The organism is Xenorhabdus santafensis (assembly GCF_033949405.1).
GTDB classification, from domain to species: Bacteria; Pseudomonadota; Gammaproteobacteria; order Enterobacterales; family Enterobacteriaceae; genus Xenorhabdus; species Xenorhabdus santafensis.
On the sequence record NZ_VCDN01000060.1, the window covers coordinates 42,489 to 63,960 of the forward strand.

The 21,472-nt window shown below is 44.9% G+C and carries 18 protein-coding genes; 6 read left to right on the forward strand and 12 right to left on the reverse strand.

Annotation, left to right across the window (positions count from 1 at the left end; all coding sequences use genetic code 11):
* Positions 1 to 786: 786 nt before the first annotated feature.
* Positions 787 to 2,019 (forward strand): alanine racemase, encoded by a 1,233-nt coding sequence (alr, locus tag FE392_RS14885; protein ID WP_319931006.1) that lies wholly within the window; start codon positions 787 to 789, stop codon positions 2,017 to 2,019.
* 319 nt (positions 2,020 to 2,338) lie between these two features.
* Positions 2,339 to 2,749, forward strand: a complete 411-nt coding sequence (gene rnk, locus FE392_RS14890) for a nucleoside diphosphate kinase regulator (protein ID WP_319931007.1) — start codon at positions 2,339 to 2,341, stop codon at positions 2,747 to 2,749.
* 49 nt (positions 2,750 to 2,798) lie between these two features.
* Here the strand turns inward: rnk and pmbA are convergent, their stop codons facing one another.
* Positions 2,799 to 4,142: a metalloprotease PmbA gene (gene pmbA / locus FE392_RS14895; RefSeq protein ID WP_319931008.1), complete on the reverse strand. Its 1,344-nt coding sequence runs from the start codon at positions 4,140 to 4,142 to the stop codon at positions 2,799 to 2,801.
* A gap of 198 nt (positions 4,143 to 4,340) precedes the next feature.
* On the opposite strand from pmbA, the gene yjgA reads away from it, so the two are divergent.
* A complete protein-coding gene (gene yjgA, locus FE392_RS14900) occupies positions 4,341 to 4,877 on the forward strand; it encodes a ribosome biogenesis factor YjgA (protein ID WP_319931009.1) in 537 nt (178 codons plus the stop codon).
* A gap of 75 nt (positions 4,878 to 4,952) precedes the next feature.
* Here the strand turns inward: yjgA and FE392_RS14905 are convergent, their stop codons facing one another.
* Complete coding sequence (locus tag FE392_RS14905; protein WP_319931010.1) at positions 4,953 to 5,345, reverse strand: BBE domain-containing protein; 393 nt, start codon at positions 5,343 to 5,345, stop codon at positions 4,953 to 4,955.
* A 450-nt stretch (positions 5,346 to 5,795) separates the two neighbouring features.
* Between FE392_RS14905 and FE392_RS14910 the strand changes: the two genes are divergently transcribed.
* The 3 genes from FE392_RS14910 (at position 5,796) to FE392_RS14920 (ending at position 9,340) form a co-directional block, all read left to right on the forward strand.
* Entirely contained in the window at positions 5,796 to 6,749 is a 954-nt protein-coding gene (locus FE392_RS14910; RefSeq protein ID WP_319931011.1) for a D-2-hydroxyacid dehydrogenase family protein, read from the forward strand.
* Between the two features lie 327 nt (positions 6,750 to 7,076).
* Positions 7,077 to 8,081, forward strand: a complete 1,005-nt coding sequence (locus FE392_RS14915) for a PLP-dependent cysteine synthase family protein (RefSeq protein WP_319931012.1) — start codon at positions 7,077 to 7,079, stop codon at positions 8,079 to 8,081.
* A 23-nt stretch (positions 8,082 to 8,104) separates the two neighbouring features.
* Positions 8,105 to 9,340: an MFS transporter gene (locus FE392_RS14920; RefSeq protein ID WP_319931013.1), complete on the forward strand. Its 1,236-nt coding sequence runs from the start codon at positions 8,105 to 8,107 to the stop codon at positions 9,338 to 9,340.
* A 94-nt stretch (positions 9,341 to 9,434) separates the two neighbouring features.
* Here FE392_RS14920 and FE392_RS14925 read toward each other — a convergent pair whose 3' ends face one another.
* The 10 genes from FE392_RS14925 to mreB form a co-directional block, all read right to left on the reverse strand.
* Entirely contained in the window at positions 9,435 to 9,704 is a 270-nt protein-coding gene (locus tag FE392_RS14925; protein WP_319931014.1) for a barstar family protein, read from the reverse strand.
* Between the two features lie 4 nt (positions 9,705 to 9,708).
* Entirely contained in the window at positions 9,709 to 10,179 is a 471-nt protein-coding gene (locus FE392_RS14930; RefSeq protein ID WP_319931015.1) for a ribonuclease, read from the reverse strand.
* Between the two features lie 133 nt (positions 10,180 to 10,312).
* Positions 10,313 to 11,758: a metalloprotease TldD gene (gene tldD / locus FE392_RS14935; protein WP_319931016.1), complete on the reverse strand. Its 1,446-nt coding sequence runs from the start codon at positions 11,756 to 11,758 to the stop codon at positions 10,313 to 10,315.
* Positions 11,759 to 11,775: 17 nt separating this feature from the next.
* Positions 11,776 to 12,624 carry a deaminated glutathione amidase gene (gene nit1 / locus FE392_RS14940; RefSeq protein ID WP_319931017.1) on the reverse strand — a complete coding sequence of 283 codons (849 nt, stop codon included), beginning with the start codon at positions 12,622 to 12,624 and terminating at the stop codon, positions 11,776 to 11,778.
* A complete protein-coding gene (yhdP, locus tag FE392_RS14945) occupies positions 12,621 to 16,454 on the reverse strand; it encodes an AsmA2 domain-containing protein YhdP (RefSeq protein ID WP_319931018.1) in 3,834 nt (1,277 codons plus the stop codon). Before yhdP ends, nit1 begins: the two co-directional genes overlap by 4 nt.
* A 123-nt stretch (positions 16,455 to 16,577) precedes the next feature.
* Complete coding sequence (gene rng, locus FE392_RS14950) at positions 16,578 to 18,047, reverse strand: ribonuclease G (protein ID WP_319931019.1); 1,470 nt, start codon at positions 18,045 to 18,047, stop codon at positions 16,578 to 16,580.
* A complete protein-coding gene (locus tag FE392_RS14955; RefSeq protein ID WP_319931020.1) occupies positions 18,044 to 18,631 on the reverse strand; it encodes a Maf family protein in 588 nt (195 codons plus the stop codon). The genes rng and FE392_RS14955 overlap by 4 nt, the downstream gene beginning before the upstream one ends.
* Positions 18,632 to 18,719: 88 nt before the next feature.
* Complete coding sequence (gene mreD, locus FE392_RS14960) at positions 18,720 to 19,208, reverse strand: rod shape-determining protein MreD (protein ID WP_319931021.1); 489 nt, start codon at positions 19,206 to 19,208, stop codon at positions 18,720 to 18,722.
* Complete coding sequence (gene mreC / locus FE392_RS14965; RefSeq protein ID WP_319931022.1) at positions 19,208 to 20,248, reverse strand: rod shape-determining protein MreC; 1,041 nt, start codon at positions 20,246 to 20,248, stop codon at positions 19,208 to 19,210. The genes mreD and mreC overlap by 1 nt, the downstream gene beginning before the upstream one ends.
* Before the next feature lie 108 nt (positions 20,249 to 20,356).
* Entirely contained in the window at positions 20,357 to 21,400 is a 1,044-nt protein-coding gene (gene mreB / locus FE392_RS14970) for a rod shape-determining protein MreB (RefSeq protein WP_010847922.1), read from the reverse strand.
* Between the last annotated feature and the right edge of the window lie 72 nt (positions 21,401 to 21,472).

Sequence of the window (21,472 nt, forward strand, 5' to 3'; positions counted from 1 at the left end):
AATATACGACGATTATAAATACATTACCATTGTAATATTAAAGCTATAGAAGATTTAAACAGGCCACATGGTAGTCCCGAATGGGATGACTGCTTTTTCCTGTATGATTTCAACTGCCGCTTCAAACGTTTCTTCTTCAAGCCATTCATTTAAATCGATATTGCTGTTTTCCATAATTACCTCTTTCTATATTTAGAATCAAATGGAATAGAGAATTATTTTAAAATATATGTTTTAAACTATGTTATTTTTAAGTGACTGAAATAACATTACTAACAACACAAAATTACAACCAGAACAAAATCAATGTATATCACGATATCTAAATAAACATTCAATAAACGAACTATTCTACATTTGTAAAATTATGTTGTGCCGCCATAACTCTCCAGATGCCCCCTTGCACTTTCCATGACGATCCACCACTTAATTTAATGACTACTTGATTTAATTTCTGGTGAATAAATTAACGCACATTAAAAATATTGATAGATACTTTTCAAATGATTTCTAAAATTTCCCTACCAAACTCCATTATTGTAAAAATGCCGCCCTGATTTTCGCATTACTTTTTCATTAAAAATGAAAGTTCAAAACATTATTAATTACTTGACCAACAAATTTAATTAAGAATAAATAATATTAAGCCATTTACAAATAGCCAATTATCACAATTTAAATAACATTAAATAATAATTAACTGTATGAACGAATAGGAAAATATTTACCATTTAGGGGTATTTGCATAAATATAAATAAACATATAAAAACCCGGAGATTTATTTCATGAATTTGAATAAGACAGCACTTGCTGTCGTTCTTGGCCTAACTTTATGCCAAGGCGTAACTCAAGCAGCTCCAACACTTTCTTTGAATAACACACAAGCAGAAAGCATTGCACAAAACAATAATGCTTGGGTTGAAATCAATACCACAACTTTCGAAAACAATATCCACACACTGCAAAAAACACTAAATAAAGACACTAGAATGTGTGTAGTTTTGAAAGGAGACGCTTATGGTCATGGTATCGGTCTGTTGATGCCATCCATCATTAAAACAGGTATACCATGTGTAGGGATCACCAGTAACGAAGAAGCGCGCATCGTGCGTGAAAGCGGCTTCAAAGGCCAGCTTATCCGTATCCGCACAGCCGATGTGAGCGAAATTGAAAGCACACTGGGCTATGATATGGAAGAAATGGTCGGTGATCTGGAACAGGCGCAGGCTGTTGATGCCCTGGCTAAAAAACGCGGCAAGCAACTGCGTGTGCATCTGGTACTGAACACCGGCCTGATGAGCCGTAATGGTCTGGAAATGAAGACCGAACAAGGTAAACAAGATGCATTGAAAATCGTGCAGTTGCCTAACCTGAAGCTGGTCGGCATCATGAGCCACCACGCTCTTACCGATCTGGATGTCATTCGTGCAAGCATCAAGAACTTCAAAGAACAGACTTCTTGGCTGATCAAAACAGCCAAACTGAACCGCAAAAACATCACCTTGCATGCATCAAGTTCTTTTGCATCCGCCAGCATCCCTGAAGCACAATTCGACATGGTACGCGTCGGTAGCGCACTTTACGGCGCCCTGAGCGACAGCCATCCAGAATACAAGCCGTTGCTCGAACTGAAAACCCGTGTTGCGTCTGTTAAATCATACCCACAAGGCAATGGAGTCAGCTACGACAACACTTACATCCTCAAGCGTGATTCCAAACTCGCTAACCTGCCGGTTGGTTTCTCTGATGGTGTCAGTTCCAACCTGTCGAACAAGGCTTATGTTTTGATCAACGGGCACCGTGCACCAATCATCGGCCTCATTTCCATGAATACCACTATGGTCGATGTGACTGATCTGCCTGATGTGAAGGCCGGCGATGAAGTTGTTATTTTCGGTAAGCAACAGAATGATGAAATCACTCAATCTGATATTCAGAAATGGAGTGGCATGCACATTGTTGAGCTGACTTCCATTTGGGGAATAACCAATCCAAAGATTACTGTGAAAGCCCCCTAATCCACAGTGTCATACCCTACGGATTTTGGGTTGCATCAAGGTGGCAAGAGAGACCCCCGATGATCGGATGAATGGGTGCCGCCGGCAAAGAGGCAGCCAGAAAAACAGCGGGGACAGGCAGGCATAAATGGCACCGGATTATTCTCATAACTAGTGGTTAGCAACCTCTTCACATTAAAAACACAAAACAGTTCGTGATCATGATCTCTTTATTTTCACGCCAGAACAGCCTAATATCATTTTAAACACTTTGAAAATAACACCCCCCTCCTTGTGATGTGGGGTGTTATTTTGTATTGAGCCTAATTTGGAGCGTGGTATGAAAAAACCTAAAATTATCATTAATGAACTGGATGCAGAACGTTTAGATTCTCTGTTGGAACAACCTGCGTTTGCCAACACCAGCATCGCAGAAGCCTTGAATGAAGAGCTGGATAGAGCGGAAATCGTGCCTCCGGTTGATATTCCGGCTGATGTTGTCACCATGAACAGTGAAATTCGCTTTATCGATTTGGGCAGCAATGAAGAGCGCATTCGCACATTGGTCTATCCGGCTTCCCTGAAAGACAGCACACAACATCTGTCAGTCATGGCCCCTTTGGGTGCCGCACTTTTAGGTCTTCGGGTCAACGATGAGATTACATGGGAATTGCCAAACGGCGAACAGACCCGCATAAAAGTATTAGAAATACTTTATCAACCAGAAGCTGCAGGTGAATATCACCGTTAATTCCAGCCAGCTCAGTTAAACTGAACTGGCTGCTGTTGATTGAGTATCCCTATTGACCGGCGATACTCATTTCCGGCAGCAACACCGAACCACACTGAATATTGCTGCGTGTTTCGATATCATTGCCAATTGTGACCATATTTGCCCACATATCTTTCAAGTTGCCTGCGATGGTGATTTCACTGACAGGATATTGGATCTCGCCATTTTCAACCCAGAAACCGGATGCACCGCGGGAATAATCCCCAGTGACCGCGCTAACGCCCTGCCCCATCAATTCTGTGACAATCAAGCCGGTGCCCATTTCACGCAGCAAACCGTCAAAATCCAGCCCTTGGCCTGCGATATGCCAGTTATGAATTCCTCCGGCATGGCCTGTGTTCACCATTCCCAGCTTACGGGCAGAATAGGAAGTCAGCAGCCAAGTCTGCAAAATTCCTTCTTTAACAATATCACGTGGCGTAGTACGCACACCTTCGCTGTCAAATGGAGTGGAAGCCAGACCGCGCAATAAATGCGGTTGCTCAGCAATGGTCAGCCATGAAGGCAGGATCTGCTTGCCCAGGCTATCCAACAAGAAAGAAGACTTACGGTAAATGCTGCTGCCGCTGATTGCGCCAACCAAATGACCGAACAAGCCCGTAGCGACTTCCGCAGAGAAGATAACCGGAGCTTTCATTGTAGGTAATTTACGCGCACCAAGACGTGAAAGCGTGCGGCGGGCACACTCCTGACCAACCCACTCTGGCGATTTCAGCTCATCAAGATGGCGGCTCATCGTATAAGCGTAATCACGCTCCATGTTGCCATTTTGCTCCGCGATCACACAGCTCGACATCGAGTGACGACTTGAGCAGTAGCTTTGCAGCATGCCATGACTATTGCCAAATACCCGAATGCCATAATGACTATTAAAACTGCCACCTTCAGTATTGGTAATACGTTCATCAGCCTGCAACGAAGCTTGTTCTGCGCGAGCAGCCAATTCAATGGCCATGTCTGCATTCAGGTCAGCGGGATGAAAAAGATCCAGTTCCGGTGCTTCAAATGCCAATAACTCCTTATCTGCCGGGCCGGCACAAGGGTCAGGAGAAGTATAGCGGGCGATATCAATGGCGGCCTGAACAGTACGGGCAATGGCTTCAGGGCTTAAATCTGTTGAGGAAGCACTGCCTTTGCGCTGCTGGTGGTAAACGGTGATCCCCAGCGCACCGTCGCTGTTGAACTCAACATTTTCGACTTCACTGAAACGGGTACTGACGCTAATCCCCGTGGTTTTATTGACCGCGACTTCCGCAGCATCACAACCGGACTTCGCTAATTCCAGAGCATGGGCAACCGCATCTTCCAGTTGCTTGCGTTGCTCTGTGATTTGTTGATTAGTGACTATCATTAATTAACCGTAATCCATTGAATTAAAGATGAAATTCGTCAGAAAAAATGCCTTATTCCGGTTCATCGCATTAATGCCGAGTGGTAATCAGGCAATTTTCCCAGTTACAATACACAATATTAGGATGTTAACACCCACCGGACGATAGGTCATTCTCCAAAACGCACCTTACCCGGCCTTTTTAGAAGGAAAACGATTATGGCAAAGCAGCCTGAAGATTGGCTCGACAATTATCCTGCTGAAGAGGAAGAAGAAGAGATAATTTGGGTCAGCAAAAGTGAAATTAAGCGGGATGCTGAAATACTGAAAAAACTGGGACTAGAATTAGTTGAGCTTAGTAAAAGCCAACTGGAGCGGATCCCGCTGGATGAAGATTTGCTGGCTGCCATTGAACTGGCGCAGAAAATCAAACGTGAGGGTCGTCGTCGCCAATTGCAGCTGATCGGTAAACTGCTTCGTGCCCGTGATCCTGAACCTATCACCATTGCGCTGGATAAACTGAAGAACCGTCATAACCAGCAAGTCGTTATATTGCACAAGCTGGAAGAGTTGCGCGATAAGCTGCTCGAAACTGATGATGCCTTCGAAGAAGTTATTGCACTGTATCCGCATGCAGACCGCCAACAACTTCGCACTCTGGTTCGCAATGCGAAAAAAGAGAAAGCGGCGAACAAACCACCGAAGTCTTACCGTCAGATTTTTCAATATTTGAGAGAATTATCTGAAACAGAATAACAAAAAACGCATCTGGCATTTATGCCAATGACAAACCGCCCTGAAAAGGGCGGTTTACTCAATCATCATATCGTCTTATAGATCTGGCTTTAAGGGAATCGACATTTCATGTCGGAAAATATTTCCTGCATCAAATAAAGTTTTTACTTCAATTAATTCCTGTGAAATTTTTTCCCCGTAGTATAGTTCCATCCATTTGGCATCAATAATCACAGTATCTTGTAATTTATCGTTATTCTTGAACGTATTATTACTGACAAACCCTTCATAACAATGACCACCACTACGAATAGTAATTCTTTTTCCGTTATTGAATACCGCGGCATAGGCAGCATCGCTAACTTCTACTTCATTTTTACAAATAAAAACACCAGCAACATCATTATCTTTATCAGGCCAACGAAGATTAAATCCTTTTTTCAATGGGTTAAATCTAATGTCATTCTTATTTATATAATTATCTGCCATATTACCCCCGATAAATAAATTTTTTATTTATTAAACATAAAAAATCTAATTACTCTTATTTAATGAGATAATTAATATAAAACATCACCACTGTATGAAAAATAATATATTAGAAAAAGATGACACCTCAAATAACTATATGGCTAAAGTTTAATTAAAACAATTAACAAAATTATAATTTTAAAAATTAAATATATATGTTGCTCAAAAATAAAGTTATATGAATTTATTATATCCAATGGGATAAAATTACAGAGTGACGGCAAATAGGCGGGTTTTTAGGCGTATAGGAAACTGGTTATATTAGATTGACTTAAGTTAACAAATAACCTTTAATGTTAGCAAATTGTGAAAATCACGATATAGAACAATTGGATAAATATTCTGCGACATGAAGTCACTTCACTTTGCTAATCCGCTCCATACAAATAAATACAAAGGATGTCTCAAATGCCATTAGTTATTATTCCGGATGATTATCAGAAAGCCACAAAACAAATTCAATCGTTATATCAAAACAGTGATTTTGAAGTCGTTTGCCTCGGAGCCTTGGATAGAGATCCTAAAGCAGAAGAGTTGTTGTCTAAAGCTGATGCGCTAATTCTGATCCGGGAAAGAACCCTTATTGATGAGAAATTCCTGTCCAAAACTCCCAATTTAAAACTGATAAGCCAGACAGGAAAAGTGGCTTACAACATCGATCTGGAATTGTGTAAACAACGGGGCATTGCCGTTGTTGAAGGCATCGGTTCACCCGTTGCCGCAGCAGAATTAACTTGGCTATTGATTCAAAGTTCCATTCGCCGGTTTACCCCTTCGGTAGAAATGATGAAAAAAGGTTTCTGGCAAACTGAATTTGGCGATACGGTTGCGGGGAAAACACTGGGAATTGTCGGTTATGGCAAGATAGGCCAGCTTGTTGCCAAATATGCCCAAGCATTCGATATGAAAGTACAGGTTTGGGGATCAGAGCGCGCCCAGAACCAAGCTCGTCAGGAGGGGTTACACGTTCCTGAATCCCGTGAGGTGTTTTTCCAGACTTCAGATGTAATCACCCTGCATCAGCGGCTGGTCAAAGCAACTGAGGGCGGCATTACCTTCAACGATCTGATCAACATGAAACCCACCGCCGTATTGGTCAATACTGCCCGCTCTGCATTGATTGAAAAAGGTGCATTAGAAAAGGCCCTCGACTTAGGCACCCCTGGCTTTGCAGCTCTGGATGTTTTTGATAGCGAACCGATTTGGGATTCAGAACATCCATTATTGAAACGGGATAATGTACTTTGCAGCCCACATATCGGCTATGTCACTAAAAGCTGTTATAACATCTATTTTGATAGCGCATTTAAGAATGTTGAAAAATATTTTTACGGTGATGAAAGTCACGTGATCAATAAATAAAATTCACTGTCGTTCTATTCTCCATTTTTTCTTTACTATAAAATGGAGAATAAATTATCCATATTAAACAGCAACATATTTAACTCCCGCAATCTTATTTCTTTTATTATTATCTCCCCCAAGACTTCTTAATCTTTAACAAAATAACAACCAAAGCTATTTAACTTCATTTCATTGACAGTACAGGATTCTTTTTTACAAAAAAACACAAAACATTCAAAACAATATTGATAGAGTAAATTGGTCGTCAACAACTCATTTTTATCTTAATTACCTTATTCATAAAAAGAATATGAATAAATAGCACATGAATAAAGAGAGGTTAAAGTGAAATTAAATTATTTTTTCACCAATGAATTGCCTAATATAATAAAATTAAAAGAAAATCTATATTGTGTTTATTTCCCCCTTATGAAGCTCCTTCCGGCAAAATATATACTTAACGAAGCAGAAGAAAAAGGATTGTTACAGAAAGGGGATAAGATCGTAGAAAGCACATCAGGAACATTTGGGTTGGCACTCGCTCTCTTGTGTGCTGAGCGCGGCTACAATCTAATACTGGTTGGCGATTCTTCTATCGATAGTTATCTGTCTGCAAGGCTAAAAAATCTTAATGTACGAATAGAACTTATTGATAAAACTATTGAAGAAAAAGAAGGGCCACAAAAAGCCAGGCTTGAGAAAGTCAATGAGATTGTTGCCCAAGAAAATGCATTTTGGCCACAACAGTATTTTAATCAAGGAAATATAAAGTCTTATCAAATCGTTGCAGAGACTATTCATCAGGTGTTAGGTCATGTTGATATTCTTTGCGGGACAGTAGGAACAGGTGGCTCAATATCCGGGATCTCTAAAGGTTTCAGGGAATATAATAGCCAACTTTTCACTGTCGGAATCGATACACACCATAGTGTGCTCTTTGGTCATAAAAATGGAAAAAGGTTATTAAGGGGATTGGGTAACAGCATTATTCCCGGCAATATTTTATATGAGGAATTCAATGAAATACATTGGGTTAGTGCCGCAGAGGCTTTTCTTTCATCCCGGGAAATTTATAAACAACACGGCTTGTTTATGGGAGGAACCAGTGGGGCGGCTTATTTGGTCGCTAATTGGTATGCCCAAAATAATCCTGACAAAATCATCATTACCGTTTTCCCAGACGAAGGGCATCGCTATTTTGATACGATTTACAATGATGAATGGGTTAAATCCATTCCCAACTGGAACAAAACCCCCTTCGATGAGCTTGCGCCCATAGCCGTAAAATATCCCGATGAAGAATTACAAAATTGGTCAATGTTCAACTGGAATAGAAGGGAACGCATGTAACTCAAAGGACGAAAGATTAACAAATGAAAATCTTATTAACCTTAAAGAACAAAACGATTAGCCGACTTTGGTCAGCCATGACTCTCGCCAGCATTGGTGCTGAAATCTATGCGTTCGCGATTGTCTGGATAGCCACGGAACGGTTCGGTAGCCAAGCTGGCTACCTTATTTCGTTGCAGGCGGCGGTCATGATAATTGCAGCTTTGACTGCGGGCATGATCACGGAAGGGTTTTCCAGCAAATCAATGATGCTCCTCTCCGATTTGGTCAGGTTTATCGTCACATTATTGCCTTTTATCAGTTGGTTGCTGACAGGCTCTTTACCCACCAGCCTGCTGATTGCCGCCATTGTTGTTACATCCTATTTCAGGCCCGTTTTTGATCCTGCGATGATGTCGGTGCTGCCGGGGATTTCAACCGACCGCTCTTTATTGCAGGCAACAAATGGTTTATTTGATATTGTCCGGAGAATTGCCCGTGTAGCAGGCCCAACAATTGCAGCATACCTGTTTACCAAAATGCCCATATATAATTTTTTTGCTTTTAATGCAGCAACTTACCTTGTTTCTGCCATCTTTATTCTCAGCGTATCCCGTGAACTGAATCATATTCATGCCAATCAGCCCCGTGCCATTCATCACGGTTCATTTATATCGCGCAACATTGCCATCACCAAGGCAGGTTTTAAAGCCCTGAACCAAAAATCTGCCATTAATTATCACCTTATTGCATATGCTATTTGTAATAGCGGTTGGTATATCAGTTTAGTTGTCGGGCTGGCATTGAAAGTCCGTCAGGATTTTCCGGATAAATCAGAATATTTCGGCTATATCCTAGGTATCTATGGGCTTTTCAATGTGTTGTCCAATCTCGTTGTTTCTGAAGTGAGGATCTCAAAACCGATACGTGCCATGTCTATTGGGCGCTTTCTTTCTGGATGTGCCCTGTTTTGCATGGCGTTCAGCAATAGTATTGGGATGATGATGTTGTTTGCGGCCATTGCGTCCATTGGCGCACCAATCACTCAGATCCCTCTGGCAACATTGATGCAAACGCACTTCCAGAAACAAGACATTGACAAAGTGTTCCGCTGCCGTTTGTTTTATGAACAGCTATTTATCCTTCTCGTCCTGCTTATCGCGCCGAAACTAATTGAGATATTTAGCCTTCATGCCGTTATGGTCGGTTCATCCTTGCCCTATATCATTCTGGGAGCATTAGGGTTTTTTATTACGCGGGAGATGTTATCGGAGAAGTGACAATAAGGAATATCCACGTCGATTTATTGAATGATTTTGTGCAGAAAGACTCCCCATGCCAATAAAATGGGGAGTCGCAATCAGGGGACAACATTTAATTGATGATATCAAAGCGCAATTCCCCTTCCAGCTCTTCTTCCGCTTCTTCAAACAGCAATACCAACGATGCAAAACGCGCCCGTTTCTGCGAAGTCAGGTGAACAAAGTTGATCTCGGCAGGTAACGCAATGGCACCCGTCACGACGTCCCACAGCGCATCCAGATTATCCCCGAAATCATCCCCAAGACTGAAGCACACTTTGAATTCACGATAGAAAGTGGCTAAGTCAGGGATTTGGTCAAAATCAAATTCCGCCTTTTTCATATCATCATTCCAACCGAGTGAAGTTTTTGTAGTGATCAACCGTCAGGTAAATCAGGCCATCATTAGAATAAAGCAACCGATCACTGCCTCTGTGCCCGCATCGATAATTCACATCCGCTTCAAACCACTTACGTCCGTGTTCTGACGGTAATTTGTTTTCACGGTTAGAGAAGTTATCGCCGCCAATCGCCCTGCCCGGCAAAACATCGCATAAATTACCCCGGCGTGCTTCCCAACCAAGACTGCGCGCCTGTTTCTTCGTGATGTAGTAATCAGGCAATTTATGGTGCTGCCGGAGATAATCTGCGACCCGATTTTGTTCGGTCAAAACATCAATTTGCTGGGACGATGCACTCTCTGAGGCCATAATATGCTGTGAGGGTTTATCTGTACCAAACGGTATTAACCCTTTGGTAAAGGCACCATACACCACAGCCAGAATCAACAATACAACCGCTAGCATGCTCTTTTTCATGATGACCTCAACTCATCTATGTATATGCCCAATGGATTTCAAGCCGCATCGCGGCGGCAAGACAATGACAAATTCGTCGGGAACGAATTTGAGCAGCCAACAAAGAGGCGACTTGAAAGACGAAGGGTATTTATCAGGCTGTCCCACCAACGGTCAGATTATCCAGTTTCAAGGTTGGTTGCCCAACACCCACTGGAACACTTTGGCCTTCCTTACCGCAAACACCCACACCTTTGTCGAGAGCTAAATCATTTCCAACCATTGAAATTTGTTGCATAGCTTCAATGCCTGAACCAATCAACGTTGCACCTTTCACTGGTTTGGTAATTTTACCGTTTTCAATCAGATAGGCTTCTGATGTTGAGAAAACAAACTTACCGGAAGTGATATCAACCTGACCACCACCAAAATTAGGGGCATACAGACCATTATCGACACTCGCGATAATTTCTTCCGGCGTAGAATTACCCGCCAGCATGTAAGTATTGGTCATACGAGGCATCGGCAGATGCGCATAAGATTCGCGGCGGCCATTCCCGGTGGGAGCCACGCCCATTAAACGTGCATTGAGTTTATCCTGCATATAGCCTTTCAGAATGCCGTTTTCGATCAATACGTTGTACTGACCCGGAACACCTTCATCATCGATAGCCAATGAACCACGACGCCCTTCAATTGTGCCGTCATCCACCACCGTACACAGTTCAGAAGCTACTTGCTGCCCAATCTGGCCGGAGAAAACAGAAGTTCCGCGACGGTTGAAATCACCTTCCAAACCATGTCCCACGGCTTCATGCAGTAAAACGCCGGGCCAACCCGCGCCCAATACAACTGGCATGGTGCCCGCAGGGGCTGCAACTGCCGATAAGTTGATCAGAGCCATGCGAACAGCTTCACGGGCAAACTGTTCTGCCAGAGTCTGGCCATCTTCTGTTTGCAGGAAATATTCGTAACCGTAACGGGCACCACCACCGCTGCCGCCGCGTTCACGCTTGCCATTGTCTTCCACCAGTACACTGACGGAAAGGCGAACCAGCGGGCGGATATCCGCAGCCAGTGTGCCGTCGGTCGCTGCCACCAGCACCTGCTCATAAACACCGCTCAGGCTGGCATTCACTTCTTGCACGCGCGGGTCTTCCGCCCGTGCAATTTGGTCAACCCGGTGTAGCAGCGCGATTTTTTCCTCGCGGCTCATACTCTGTAAAGGATCCAGCGCCGGATAAAGGGCTTTATTCGTTACTGCACCCAAAGTATGGGCAACACCATTACCAGTCTCCCTCACGATGCTGCGCGCTGCCAGGGCACTTTGGTTCAGTGCGTTTAACGTAATTTGATCCGCGTAAGCAAACCCTGTTTTTTCCCCGCTGACTGCGCGAACACCGACACCCTGATCAATATTATAGGAGCCATCTTTAATAATGCGGTCTTCCAGCACCCATGTTTCATGGTAGCTCGATTGGAAATAGAGATCGGCATAGTCCAGGCGGCGTTCTGCCAATTGGCCCAGAACAGAAAATAAGTCTTGATGATTCAGATTATTAGCAGCCAGTAAATGTTCACTGACATAAGTTAAACTCATAGTGATTACTCTTTACCTTAATTTGTATTCTTTTTTATTAAAGAAGTCAGTTGTGGACGGAACCGATTATGTTTCACCACTTTGATCTGCTCACGCATGTGGGTCAAGCTGTCCCGCCGGATATTAAGTTGCAATGCGCTGACGGTCAGGGAATTTTTCTTGATGACTTCCCCCCAGCCACTCACTGCCATTGAATGCCCCCATGTTCTGCGAGAGCCATGTACGCCGACCTGCGCCGGAGCCAAAATAATGCATTGGTTCTCAATGGCACGGGCTCTCAGCAGCGGTTCCCAATGTGCCTTTCCGGTCAACCGGGTGAAAGCGGCCGGAACGGAAATAAGCTCAGCCCCTTGCTCACGCAACGCCTGAAATAGCCCGGGAAAACGTAGATCATAACAGATAGTCATGCCCAAACGACCGACTGGTGTATCAACAACAGTGATATGTTCCCCACGTTGGTAAATTGTGGATTCGTTATAGGCACCATGCTCATCATTGATATTGACGTCAAACATGTGGATTTTATCGTAGCGGGCACGGATTTCACCCTGATCATCAAACAACAGGCTACTGCTCGTGATGCGTGTCGGATCTTCACGGCTGATCAGCGGCATAGAGCCAATCAGTAACCAAACGCCATAACGCTGTGCCATCTCGCCCACAGCTTGCTGCAATGGCCCATTTCCCTGTATTTCTGCATGCTCGCGGTAGGTATCAGCATCAGCGAACAACAACGCATTTTCCGGGGTCAAAACCAGCTTGACTGTCTCTGGCAGCTGCTTAATCTGTTGTTCAATTTGCGCTAAATTATATTTAACATTTGTCCCACTGCATAATTGTAAAAGTGCAACATTGATGTTTCTCATGACCCTTTATTCTCCTTAAGCTGACGTAAGACTTCATCAATTTTCGGCTGTTCAAGGCTGCCAGTTAACCGATAACGGATCACCGATATTTTGCGCCACAGCGGCCCCAATGCTTTTGTTGCTGCAAAAACTGCTGCACCAACCACAGGATTAACGGCAAAAGCTGTCGCGACTCCAACCGTTGTTGATATTTCAGGTGTGATCACGAGATCCATATTGATCTGGCGATGAACTAAATCTACCGAACCTTTGGCATTGATATCTGCTGCCAATCCGTCAATGACGAAGTTATCGGTATCAATAACACCACGTTTTACGGTCGCATCTCCACGGATAGAATCAAAGTTGAAATCATTACTGAATGTGTCACTGAAATCCAACTGTAATTTACGCAACAAGGCATCAAAACTGACAAGCCGCAATAACTGCCCAGCTCTGCCACCCCCCAGTTTGGAAATAGCCCCTTTTTTCATCTTTCCGTTCAATGTGCCATCCAGCGTTTTCAAGTCTGGCTGCCACGGGACATCCTTCCACTTCAAATTAAAATCAAACGTAAAAGGCGCATCAATAATCGGGACGATAAAACCCAGATAAGCAGCCATGTCATCGAATTTTTTTCCTGAGAATTGCCCTGTGGTTTGAGTATAACTCTCCGTATTATTTTCATGCCAACGCGCGGATAAGGTCAATTTTCCCGCATCATTTTCTATCAGGCCGTGGGACAGCACCAAGGCACCACCTTCTGGTTTAAGAGAAGCTGAGATTTTGCCAAGTTTCAGCCCGGCAACCCAACATTCTGTACACTCCACATCCAATGCCGGCCAGCTCTCCAGAGAATAGTGGATAGCCGGGGATTTATCCGATACGAGTTTATCACCATCAGCCAATGTGTTTGGCCCAAACAGGGGATCGTAATAAAGGTAATTGATCGATGCCTGCATCTGCTTGTTGCTTTGAATCAACAAACTGCCGTCAATATTTTCTCCTACCGCACTTACCTTCATGCCATCCGCTTGTTGCATGATATTAAATGTAAGCTGCTGCCAATGCTGACCCACCAAATCCAACGAAGGCAATGAAATTTCTGCGGCATTGGGTAACATTAAGACCGAATTTGACGATGATCCCCAATTAAGCGGTTTAACCAATGCCAATAATTCTTCGCCATTGATGGCGGGCAATTTCAATGACAACAACGATTTTTCCGGCAAATCTGGGATCCCTTCACCATCCGTCAGCAGAATGCCCCGCTGCAATCGGACATGTTGTTTTCCCAATTCCCATTGGCTATTGAAAGCATATCGTTTACCGATGCTGCCTTTCATCCGGAGCTGCTCCATACCACCATCAGCAAGGATATTAACTCTATTCCAGTTGCGTAGGGTTTCTGTATTCAATGCCGGCAGTGTACTGTTGATATGTGACAAATCAGCATCCATCTCAACACGGAATTTCACCCCATCCTTTGAAGATGCATTTCCTGCCGGCATATCACCCGAAGGTATGCTGATATTGACTTTGCCCTTCCAGTTCAGTGCCCCTGATAATTGACGGCGGATCACTGCCGGCAGTTCCGGCAATGTTTTCGCCGCCCAATGCGCATCCAAATTCACATCGACCTGATACTGCTTTGGCAAATCTTGCGTTGAAAACCGCAGGGACAAAGGCTGCCCAAACCATCTGGCAGACAGTCTGTCGCTTGTTAAGTTGCCATTGTCAAAGCGGAATTTTCCGCTGAGATGTTCCATATGGCTGTTCAGTGGCTTGATGAACAAATGGGTATCTTTTAGCGCAACCTCGCCACTCGCCCTGACTTCACGATGATCCAACGGAATATCCAGATGGAGCTTGCCATCAACTTTGCCATCAAGCTGCAAACTTTCCAGTGTGCTGCCTATCGATTCTGACAGCGGGCTGTGGCTGAAGTAATTGTGGATCCCCTTTCCATCACCCGATATTTCAGCATCAATAAACAGGTTATTCTGATCATAATCGGGAAGCTGTACAGAAACTTGGCTGGCGTCAACTTTACCCAGTTTTATTTTCGGTGCCTGCATCTGTAATCCGTTATTCTGGAAATTCAGATCAACATCCAAATCAAACAGGGCTGGCCAATCGGGTTGATATTGAAAGGTTGCTTGGCGTACAGGTGCAAAAACCTGAAATTGCCCGTTGCCCTGCTTAAAGGGAAAATCATGGGGATTGCCGCGGAAAACCAACGTGGCATCATCTATCTTCCCCTTGATTAAGGAGCTGGTCAGATAGTCAGTCAAAGACTCTCCCATCAGAGTCTTGGGAAAATAGCGCCATGCTTCCCCCACATCATTGACTTTAATTCCCGCGAGAATCTCCAGAACAGGCGACGCATTTTGTGGTTGCAGATAATGGAAATCACCTTTGACCCATAATGATTTTGCCTGCAAATCCAGCCCCCGACCCCATACGTTCATGCTGCCCTGTTCGTTATTCCAGCTCACCTGCCCTTCACTACTGGCAATATCAAGCGGAGCCTGAAACGCCGAGCCATAATCAATGACACTGTTTTTCAGGGCAAACGTGATATTTCCCTGCTGTTTATTGCCATCCAATACCCCGCTAAAATGGCTGACGGAAGGCAGATCTTTCCAACGCAACCAGCTGATATCTTGCCATGCCATGCGAATCCCGAGGTTATCGGGGAGGTCTGGCGTAATATCAAGGGCAAAATGGTTAAGCGTCCCTGTCGGTTTCCAATGCTGCCAATCCTTGACAATGTCTGGTGTCACGAATGAAAGTACCGGCAAGATTCCATTCAGGTGCTCAAGCTGAATATTATCGGCACGAATGCGCCAGTGATCTTTGTTTTGGTATTCCCGCGCCTGATTGATATACAAGGCCTTGATATGCCCCGCAGGCCACTGCCGCCCGTCAGTTTTTAGATTCTCCAGATTGGGAATATCAAACAGCCATCCTTCACCTTGGCGGCGCATTTGCAAGAGTAAATCGTTAACGGCGAGCTGATATTTATCTGCTCCCACATGCCAATTAGCTTCACCTTGCTTAAGTTGCAGGCGTCCGCTATCAATTCTCCCTTCTTTTAAGGTAATCCAGCTTGCCAAACTGAAATTGGCATTCTCCAGCCCCGTGTTATCTCTTAACCAGCGACTTAGCCACAACCGCATATCGATATCGTCGGCCTGCAAATAAATGACGCCATCGTTGATGGCGCCATTGCTCCCCGTCAAATCAAGTTTTACCTGAACGGCACCTTCCTGACCATTGATCGAAGACAGGCTGACACTCCCCTGTGCGCGGTGCCTTCCGTCTTTATTCAGCCATGTCAGTTTTGGCAACTGCAAATCGGCTTTTTCGCCGGAAGGCGTCAGAAAAGTCAGCCGGCTGTCATTGAGATCAAAATGGTTGAATTGCTCAAGAAACAGGGATGAAAAGCTATCTGGCTCGGAAAGCACACTGTTGCCATCATTCCTGAGCAAAGTCTTATCATAGTTCACCTGAAGCTGGTAAAAAGACAGATCACGAAAATACCAGCGCCGTTGCAAAAACGAGCGCCAGATATCCAAAGAAAGTATGATTTTTTTGGCCTGAATATCGGCATGCTCTGCTTTTGCGCTGATATCACGGATTTCCAGGCTGGGGCCGAATGATTCCCAACTTCCGCTGATATAGCCAATCTGGACAGGAATATCTGTCACGGCAGTTATTTTCTCAGCCAGTTGCTGACGGTATTCATTGATATGCGGCAGGAAAAAACGTAACCCGCTGACAAGCAAAGCCACCATGATAATGGCTATTGCGGCTGTCGCTAATAATATTCCCGGCAGTCGCTTCACGCATTTCTCCTTGGTTGTCAGCGTTATTTATCTGAAATAGGGTATTACCTGAAAATAGTTACCTAAAAATACTGTTCTGAAAATTGACTACCTGCAAAAACAGATGATTGGTGGAGCCATTTTTTACATCATGACAACGTCAAATTGTTCCTGATTATAAAGTTGTTCCGTCTGCACCTTGACCTGCTTGCCGACAAAAATCTCAACCTCTGCCAAGGCATGGGATTCATCTCCCTTTAAGGCTTCACTGACAGCAGGAGAGGCATAAACCAGAAAACGATCCGCTTCAATTGCCCGGTTAACACGCACTATTTCACGCAGGATTTCATAACATACGGTTTCGACCGATTTTACCGTGCCACGCCCCTGACAGGTTGGGCAGCTATCGCACAGGATGTGCTCGATACTTTCCCTTGTGCGTTTACGTGTCATCTCTACCAGCCCCAATTGTGAAAAACCATTGATGGTTGTTTTCACCCGATCTTTACTGAGTGCCAATTCCAGAGAAGCCAATACACGGCGACGGTGTTCTTCATTAGACATGTCAATAAAATCAATGATAATGATGCCGCCTAGATTGCGTAACCTTAATTGCCGGGCAATCGCTTGTGTTGCTTCAATATTGGTATTGAAGATGGTTTCGTCCAGATTGCGGTGCCCGACAAAAGCGCCTGTATTAATGTCAATGGTAGTCATGGCTTCCGTTTGGTCAATTATCAAATAACCGCCCGACTTTAATTCCACTTTCCGTTCCAGCGCCCGCTGAATTTCATTTTCCACACCGTACAGATCGAATATCGGTTGTTCTCCCTGATAATGTTCCAGCTTGGCATTCATCTCAGGGATATATTCATCAATGAATTCCTGCAATTGGATAAATGTCTGGCGGGAATCAACCCGGATGCGGTTAAGGGAAGAGCCGACAAAATCACGCAAAACACGCTGAGCCAGCGCCAATTCCCCATAAACTTTATTTTTAGTGATATTGCGTTTTTTACGCTCAATCACTTTGCTCCACAGGCGCTTCAGAAATGCGGCATCCTGCGCGATTTCTTCGGTTCCGACGCCTTCAGCAGCAGTGCGGATAATAAACCCACCATGCTCATCACAATAATCCTGAACGATGTTTTTCAGGCGTTCCCGCTCTTCTTCACTCTCAATACGCTGTGAAACACCAACATGGGAGGCACCCGGCATAAATACCAAATAACGTGATGGTAAAGTGATATCCGTCGTTAAACGAGCACCTTTTGTGCCAAGGGGATCTTTTACTACCTGAACAATTAAATCTTGTCCTTGCCGAACCAATACGCCAATATCCCGGGCGTGAAAATTCTTTTTCTCTTCACCTGCGATGCATTCTGTATGCGGCATAATGTCGGAGGCATGCAAAAAAGCGGCCTTTTCCAACCCGATATCAATGAAAGCTGCCTGCATTCCGGGTAAAACCCGGCTGACCCGCCCTTTATAAATATTCCCGACGATGCCCCTTCTGGCTTCTCTTTCAATGTGGATTTCTTGCAATATGCCGCCATCAATATAAGCAACCCGCGTTTCGGATGGTGTTACATTGACTAATAACTCTGCTGTCATGAATAGTTCTTCCCATCAGCTAACGCTAAAAATCGTGTGATTAATTCGTACGTTTCCACCAGTGGCAAGCCGACAACAGCATGGTAACTGCCATTAATTTTCCTGACAAAACAACCGCCTTTACCTTGAATGCCGTAAGCCCCGGCTTTATCCATTGGTTCCCCAGTTGCAATATATTCCTGTATTTCCTGCTGAGATAACTGGCGGAATGTCACATCCGTAATGACTATTTCGCTGAGGGTGTGTTGATTGCTTGATAAAGCGACAGCCGTTATCACTTGGTGGCACTGACCTGACAAACTTTTAAGCATTTCAGCGGCATGCTGTTGGTCACGGGGTTTTTCCAGAATGCGGTTATTCAACACAACTATAGTATCTGCCCCTAAAACAGGGTAATCCTGCGGTGCAATTGCCACACCCGCCTGTGATTTCTCTCTGGCTAACCGAGTAACATATTGCTGTGGAGACTCCCCTTCACGCCATTTTTCTTCGACCTGAGGTGCCAGAATCGAAAAATTAAAATCTAACAATCCCACCAGCTCGCGCCGTCTTGGTGAGCCTGAAGCTAAATAAATGGTTTTCATTGTGAGTCATCCTTTGAGCCTATTTCATTACGCTATTTTAGCCGTAATAAGCCCTTAATATCAGTTCATTAAATACAGAAAACCGCCTTTAACGAACTGAAAATTGACGGCGGATTTTCCGCATTAACAAGAATAGCCAAGGCCACAGGATACCATTCACCAGACCATTCCAGAATACTTCCGGATGGAAGGCAATTTTCGGTAATAAAGCGTGAGCGACAAAAACACAGAAGTTCGCCAAGGTTGAAAAAACCATAATAACCAGCGCTTGCTGCCAAAGTGCCATGTTGCGGATAAGCTGAAATTTGAAGGCCACCAGAAAACTGATAATGCTGAACGCCAAAGCGTGAGCCCCCAAAATACCACCGTTCAATAAATCAATAATAATGCCCAGCACAAACCCCGTGCCAACGCTGACACGGTGAGGAAGCGCAAGCAGCCAATAAATGAGGCACAACATCAGCAGAGTTGGCCGAAACATGAAGAACTGCTCCGGCCACGGCATGATTTGCAGCACTATCGCAATCAGGAAAGATAACCAAATGACCCAACGTCCTCGGCTATAATACTGGCTCATTAACGATTTCCTGTAGCTGTTGATGACGGCCTTGCCGATGGTTTTTCAGCGGATTTTGTTGCAGGAGCTGCCTGCCTGACCTCTTTTTCTTCTTTAGCTGATTCCGGTTTCAGTGGCTGTGATTCCGCTGGGTTTGGCAACACCTGTGGTTGAATCTGCATCAAGCGTTCATTGGCCGCACGGTATACTTCCGAAGGAGGCAATGGTTCAGATGGATTCTTGCCTGCGCCCCACAGCAGCAGCAAATAACGCAAACGTCGCAATTCAGCCAGCGGTCGAGCCTGAATCACTGCATGGGCTCTTTGGTTGTCGATTTTGACAGAAGAGACTACCGCCACAGAATAACCTTCCGGAAAACGGCCTCCCAAGCCCGATGTCACCAATACATCACCGACACGGATATCAGTGTCACTAGGCAGAGGTTCAAGCTGGAGATCATCTGTACATCCCGTACCGTTGGCAATAACACGAATATCGTTGCGCAACACCTGTACAGGCAGTGCATGAGTGGTATCACAAATCAGCAAGACCCGGCTGCTCAGTTGGCTGACAGAAATAACTTGCCCCACCACTCCCCGATCGCTGATAACAGGCTGCCCTTCATACACACCATCTTTAGCCCCCTTATCAATGACAACTTGATCACGGTAAGGCTCCATGCTCCCGGAAATCACCTGCGATACCATCATGTGTTCATCGCTGCGCAAAGGGGAGCCCAGCAACTCACGCAAGCGGGCATTTTCATGTTTCAGTTGCCCCAACAGCAGTAATTTGCTGTTCTGCAACCGCAATTCATTACGCAAGGCGCGGTTTTCCGAGTCGAGTTGACTGTGGCTGGTTAAAGATTCGGAAATACCATCCAGAAACTGGCGTGGCCCGTTGGCAAGGAAATAGAAAGGACTAACTGCCGTATCCATGTAGCTACGGACTTTATTAAAAACACCAAGGCGGCTGTCTACCACAATCAAAATAATGGCAATAATAACAGCAAAAAAGAGTCGTAATTGCAGAGAAGGCCCTCTGCTGAAAATCGGCTTCATAAATTGCGCATTGTTGAGCTGGGTTGTCTCATAAGTGGTAAAACTCCCGGGTAATCAGCAAGGAGGTAACAGCCAAACATGTCCACCTCCCAGCTTGCAGAGTTATTTTCAGTCTTCGCTGAACAGATCGCCACCATGCATGTCGATCATTTCCAGCGCCTTGCCACCACCACGGGCAACGCAAGTCAGTGGATCTTCAGCCACAATGACAGGAATACCAGTTTCTTCCATCAATAAGCGATCAAGATTGCGCAACAACGCGCCACCACCGGTCAATACCATACCGCGCTCAGAAATATCAGATGCCAATTCTGGAGGACACTGCTCCAGAGCCACCATGACTGCGCTCACGATACCCGTCAATGGCTCTTGCAAGGCTTCAAGAATCTCATTGGAATTCAGCGTAAAGCTACGGGGCACACCTTCTGCAAGGTTACGGCCGCGCACTTCAATCTCACGTACTTCATCTGTCGGATAAGCAGAGCCGATTTCATGTTTGATGCGCTCTGCCGTTGCTTCACCAATCAGGGAGCCATAATTGCGACGAACGTAATTGATAATGGCTTCATCAAAACGGTCACCACCGATACGGACAGAAGATGAATAAACAACACCATTCAGGGAAATAACAGCAACTTCAGTCGTACCACCACCGATGTCCACGACCATAGAACCCGTTGCCTCGGAAACAGGCAAACCGGCACCAATCGCTGCGGCCATAGGCTCTTCAATCAAAAATACCTCACGGGCACCTGCACTTTGGGCAGATTCGCGGATCGCACGGCGCTCAACCTGAGTCGCACCAACCGGTACACACACCAGCACACGTGGGCTTGGGCGCATGAAACTATTGTTGTGGACTTGCTTGATAAAATGCTGCAACATTTTTTCCGTAACATAAAAATCTGCAATCACGCCATCCTTCATCGGGCGGATGGCCGCGATATTGCCCGGAGTACGTCCCAGCATCTGCTTTGCTTCAAGTCCCACTGCTGCAACACTTTTTGGTGAACCGGCTCTGTCTTGACGAATAGCAACAACAGAGGGTTGATCCAATACTATTCCCTGACCTTTAACATAAATAAGGGTATTGGCAGTACCCAAGTCAATGGATAAATCATTGGAAAACATGCCACGAAATTTCTTTAACATAACGAAAGGATAATCCTGCAAGCTGGGGACGGAGATTGTCCGTCTACTCTACCAACCACATGAAGCAGCGAC

Bases quoted from the DNA above. Each gene is read 5' to 3' on its own strand.
- alr (WP_319931006.1), top strand. From the start codon at position 787: ATGAATTTGAATAAGACAGCACTTGCTGTCGTTCTTGGCCTAACTTTA.
- rnk (WP_319931007.1), top strand. From the start codon at position 2,339: ATGAAAAAACCTAAAATTATCATTAATGAACTGGATGCAGAACGTTTA.
- pmbA (WP_319931008.1), bottom strand. From the start codon at position 4,142: ATGATAGTCACTAATCAACAAATCACAGAGCAACGCAAGCAACTGGAA.
- yjgA (WP_319931009.1), top strand. From the start codon at position 4,341: ATGGCAAAGCAGCCTGAAGATTGGCTCGACAATTATCCTGCTGAAGAG.
- FE392_RS14905 (WP_319931010.1), bottom strand. From the start codon at position 5,345: ATGGCAGATAATTATATAAATAAGAATGACATTAGATTTAACCCATTG.
- FE392_RS14910 (WP_319931011.1), top strand. From the start codon at position 5,796: ATGCCATTAGTTATTATTCCGGATGATTATCAGAAAGCCACAAAACAA.
- FE392_RS14920 (WP_319931013.1), top strand. From the start codon at position 8,105: ATGAAAATCTTATTAACCTTAAAGAACAAAACGATTAGCCGACTTTGG.
- FE392_RS14925 (WP_319931014.1), bottom strand. From the start codon at position 9,704: ATGAAAAAGGCGGAATTTGATTTTGACCAAATCCCTGACTTAGCCACT.
- FE392_RS14930 (WP_319931015.1), bottom strand. From the start codon at position 10,179: ATGAAAAAGAGCATGCTAGCGGTTGTATTGTTGATTCTGGCTGTGGTG.
- tldD (WP_319931016.1), bottom strand. From the start codon at position 11,758: ATGAGTTTAACTTATGTCAGTGAACATTTACTGGCTGCTAATAATCTG.
- nit1 (WP_319931017.1), bottom strand. From the start codon at position 12,624: ATGAGAAACATCAATGTTGCACTTTTACAATTATGCAGTGGGACAAAT.
- rng (WP_319931019.1), bottom strand. From the start codon at position 18,047: ATGACAGCAGAGTTATTAGTCAATGTAACACCATCCGAAACGCGGGTT.
- FE392_RS14955 (WP_319931020.1), bottom strand. From the start codon at position 18,631: ATGAAAACCATTTATTTAGCTTCAGGCTCACCAAGACGGCGCGAGCTG.
- mreD (WP_319931021.1), bottom strand. From the start codon at position 19,208: ATGAGCCAGTATTATAGCCGAGGACGTTGGGTCATTTGGTTATCTTTC.
- mreC (WP_319931022.1), bottom strand. From the start codon at position 20,248: ATGAAGCCGATTTTCAGCAGAGGGCCTTCTCTGCAATTACGACTCTTT.
- mreB (WP_010847922.1), bottom strand. From the start codon at position 21,400: ATGTTAAAGAAATTTCGTGGCATGTTTTCCAATGATTTATCCATTGAC.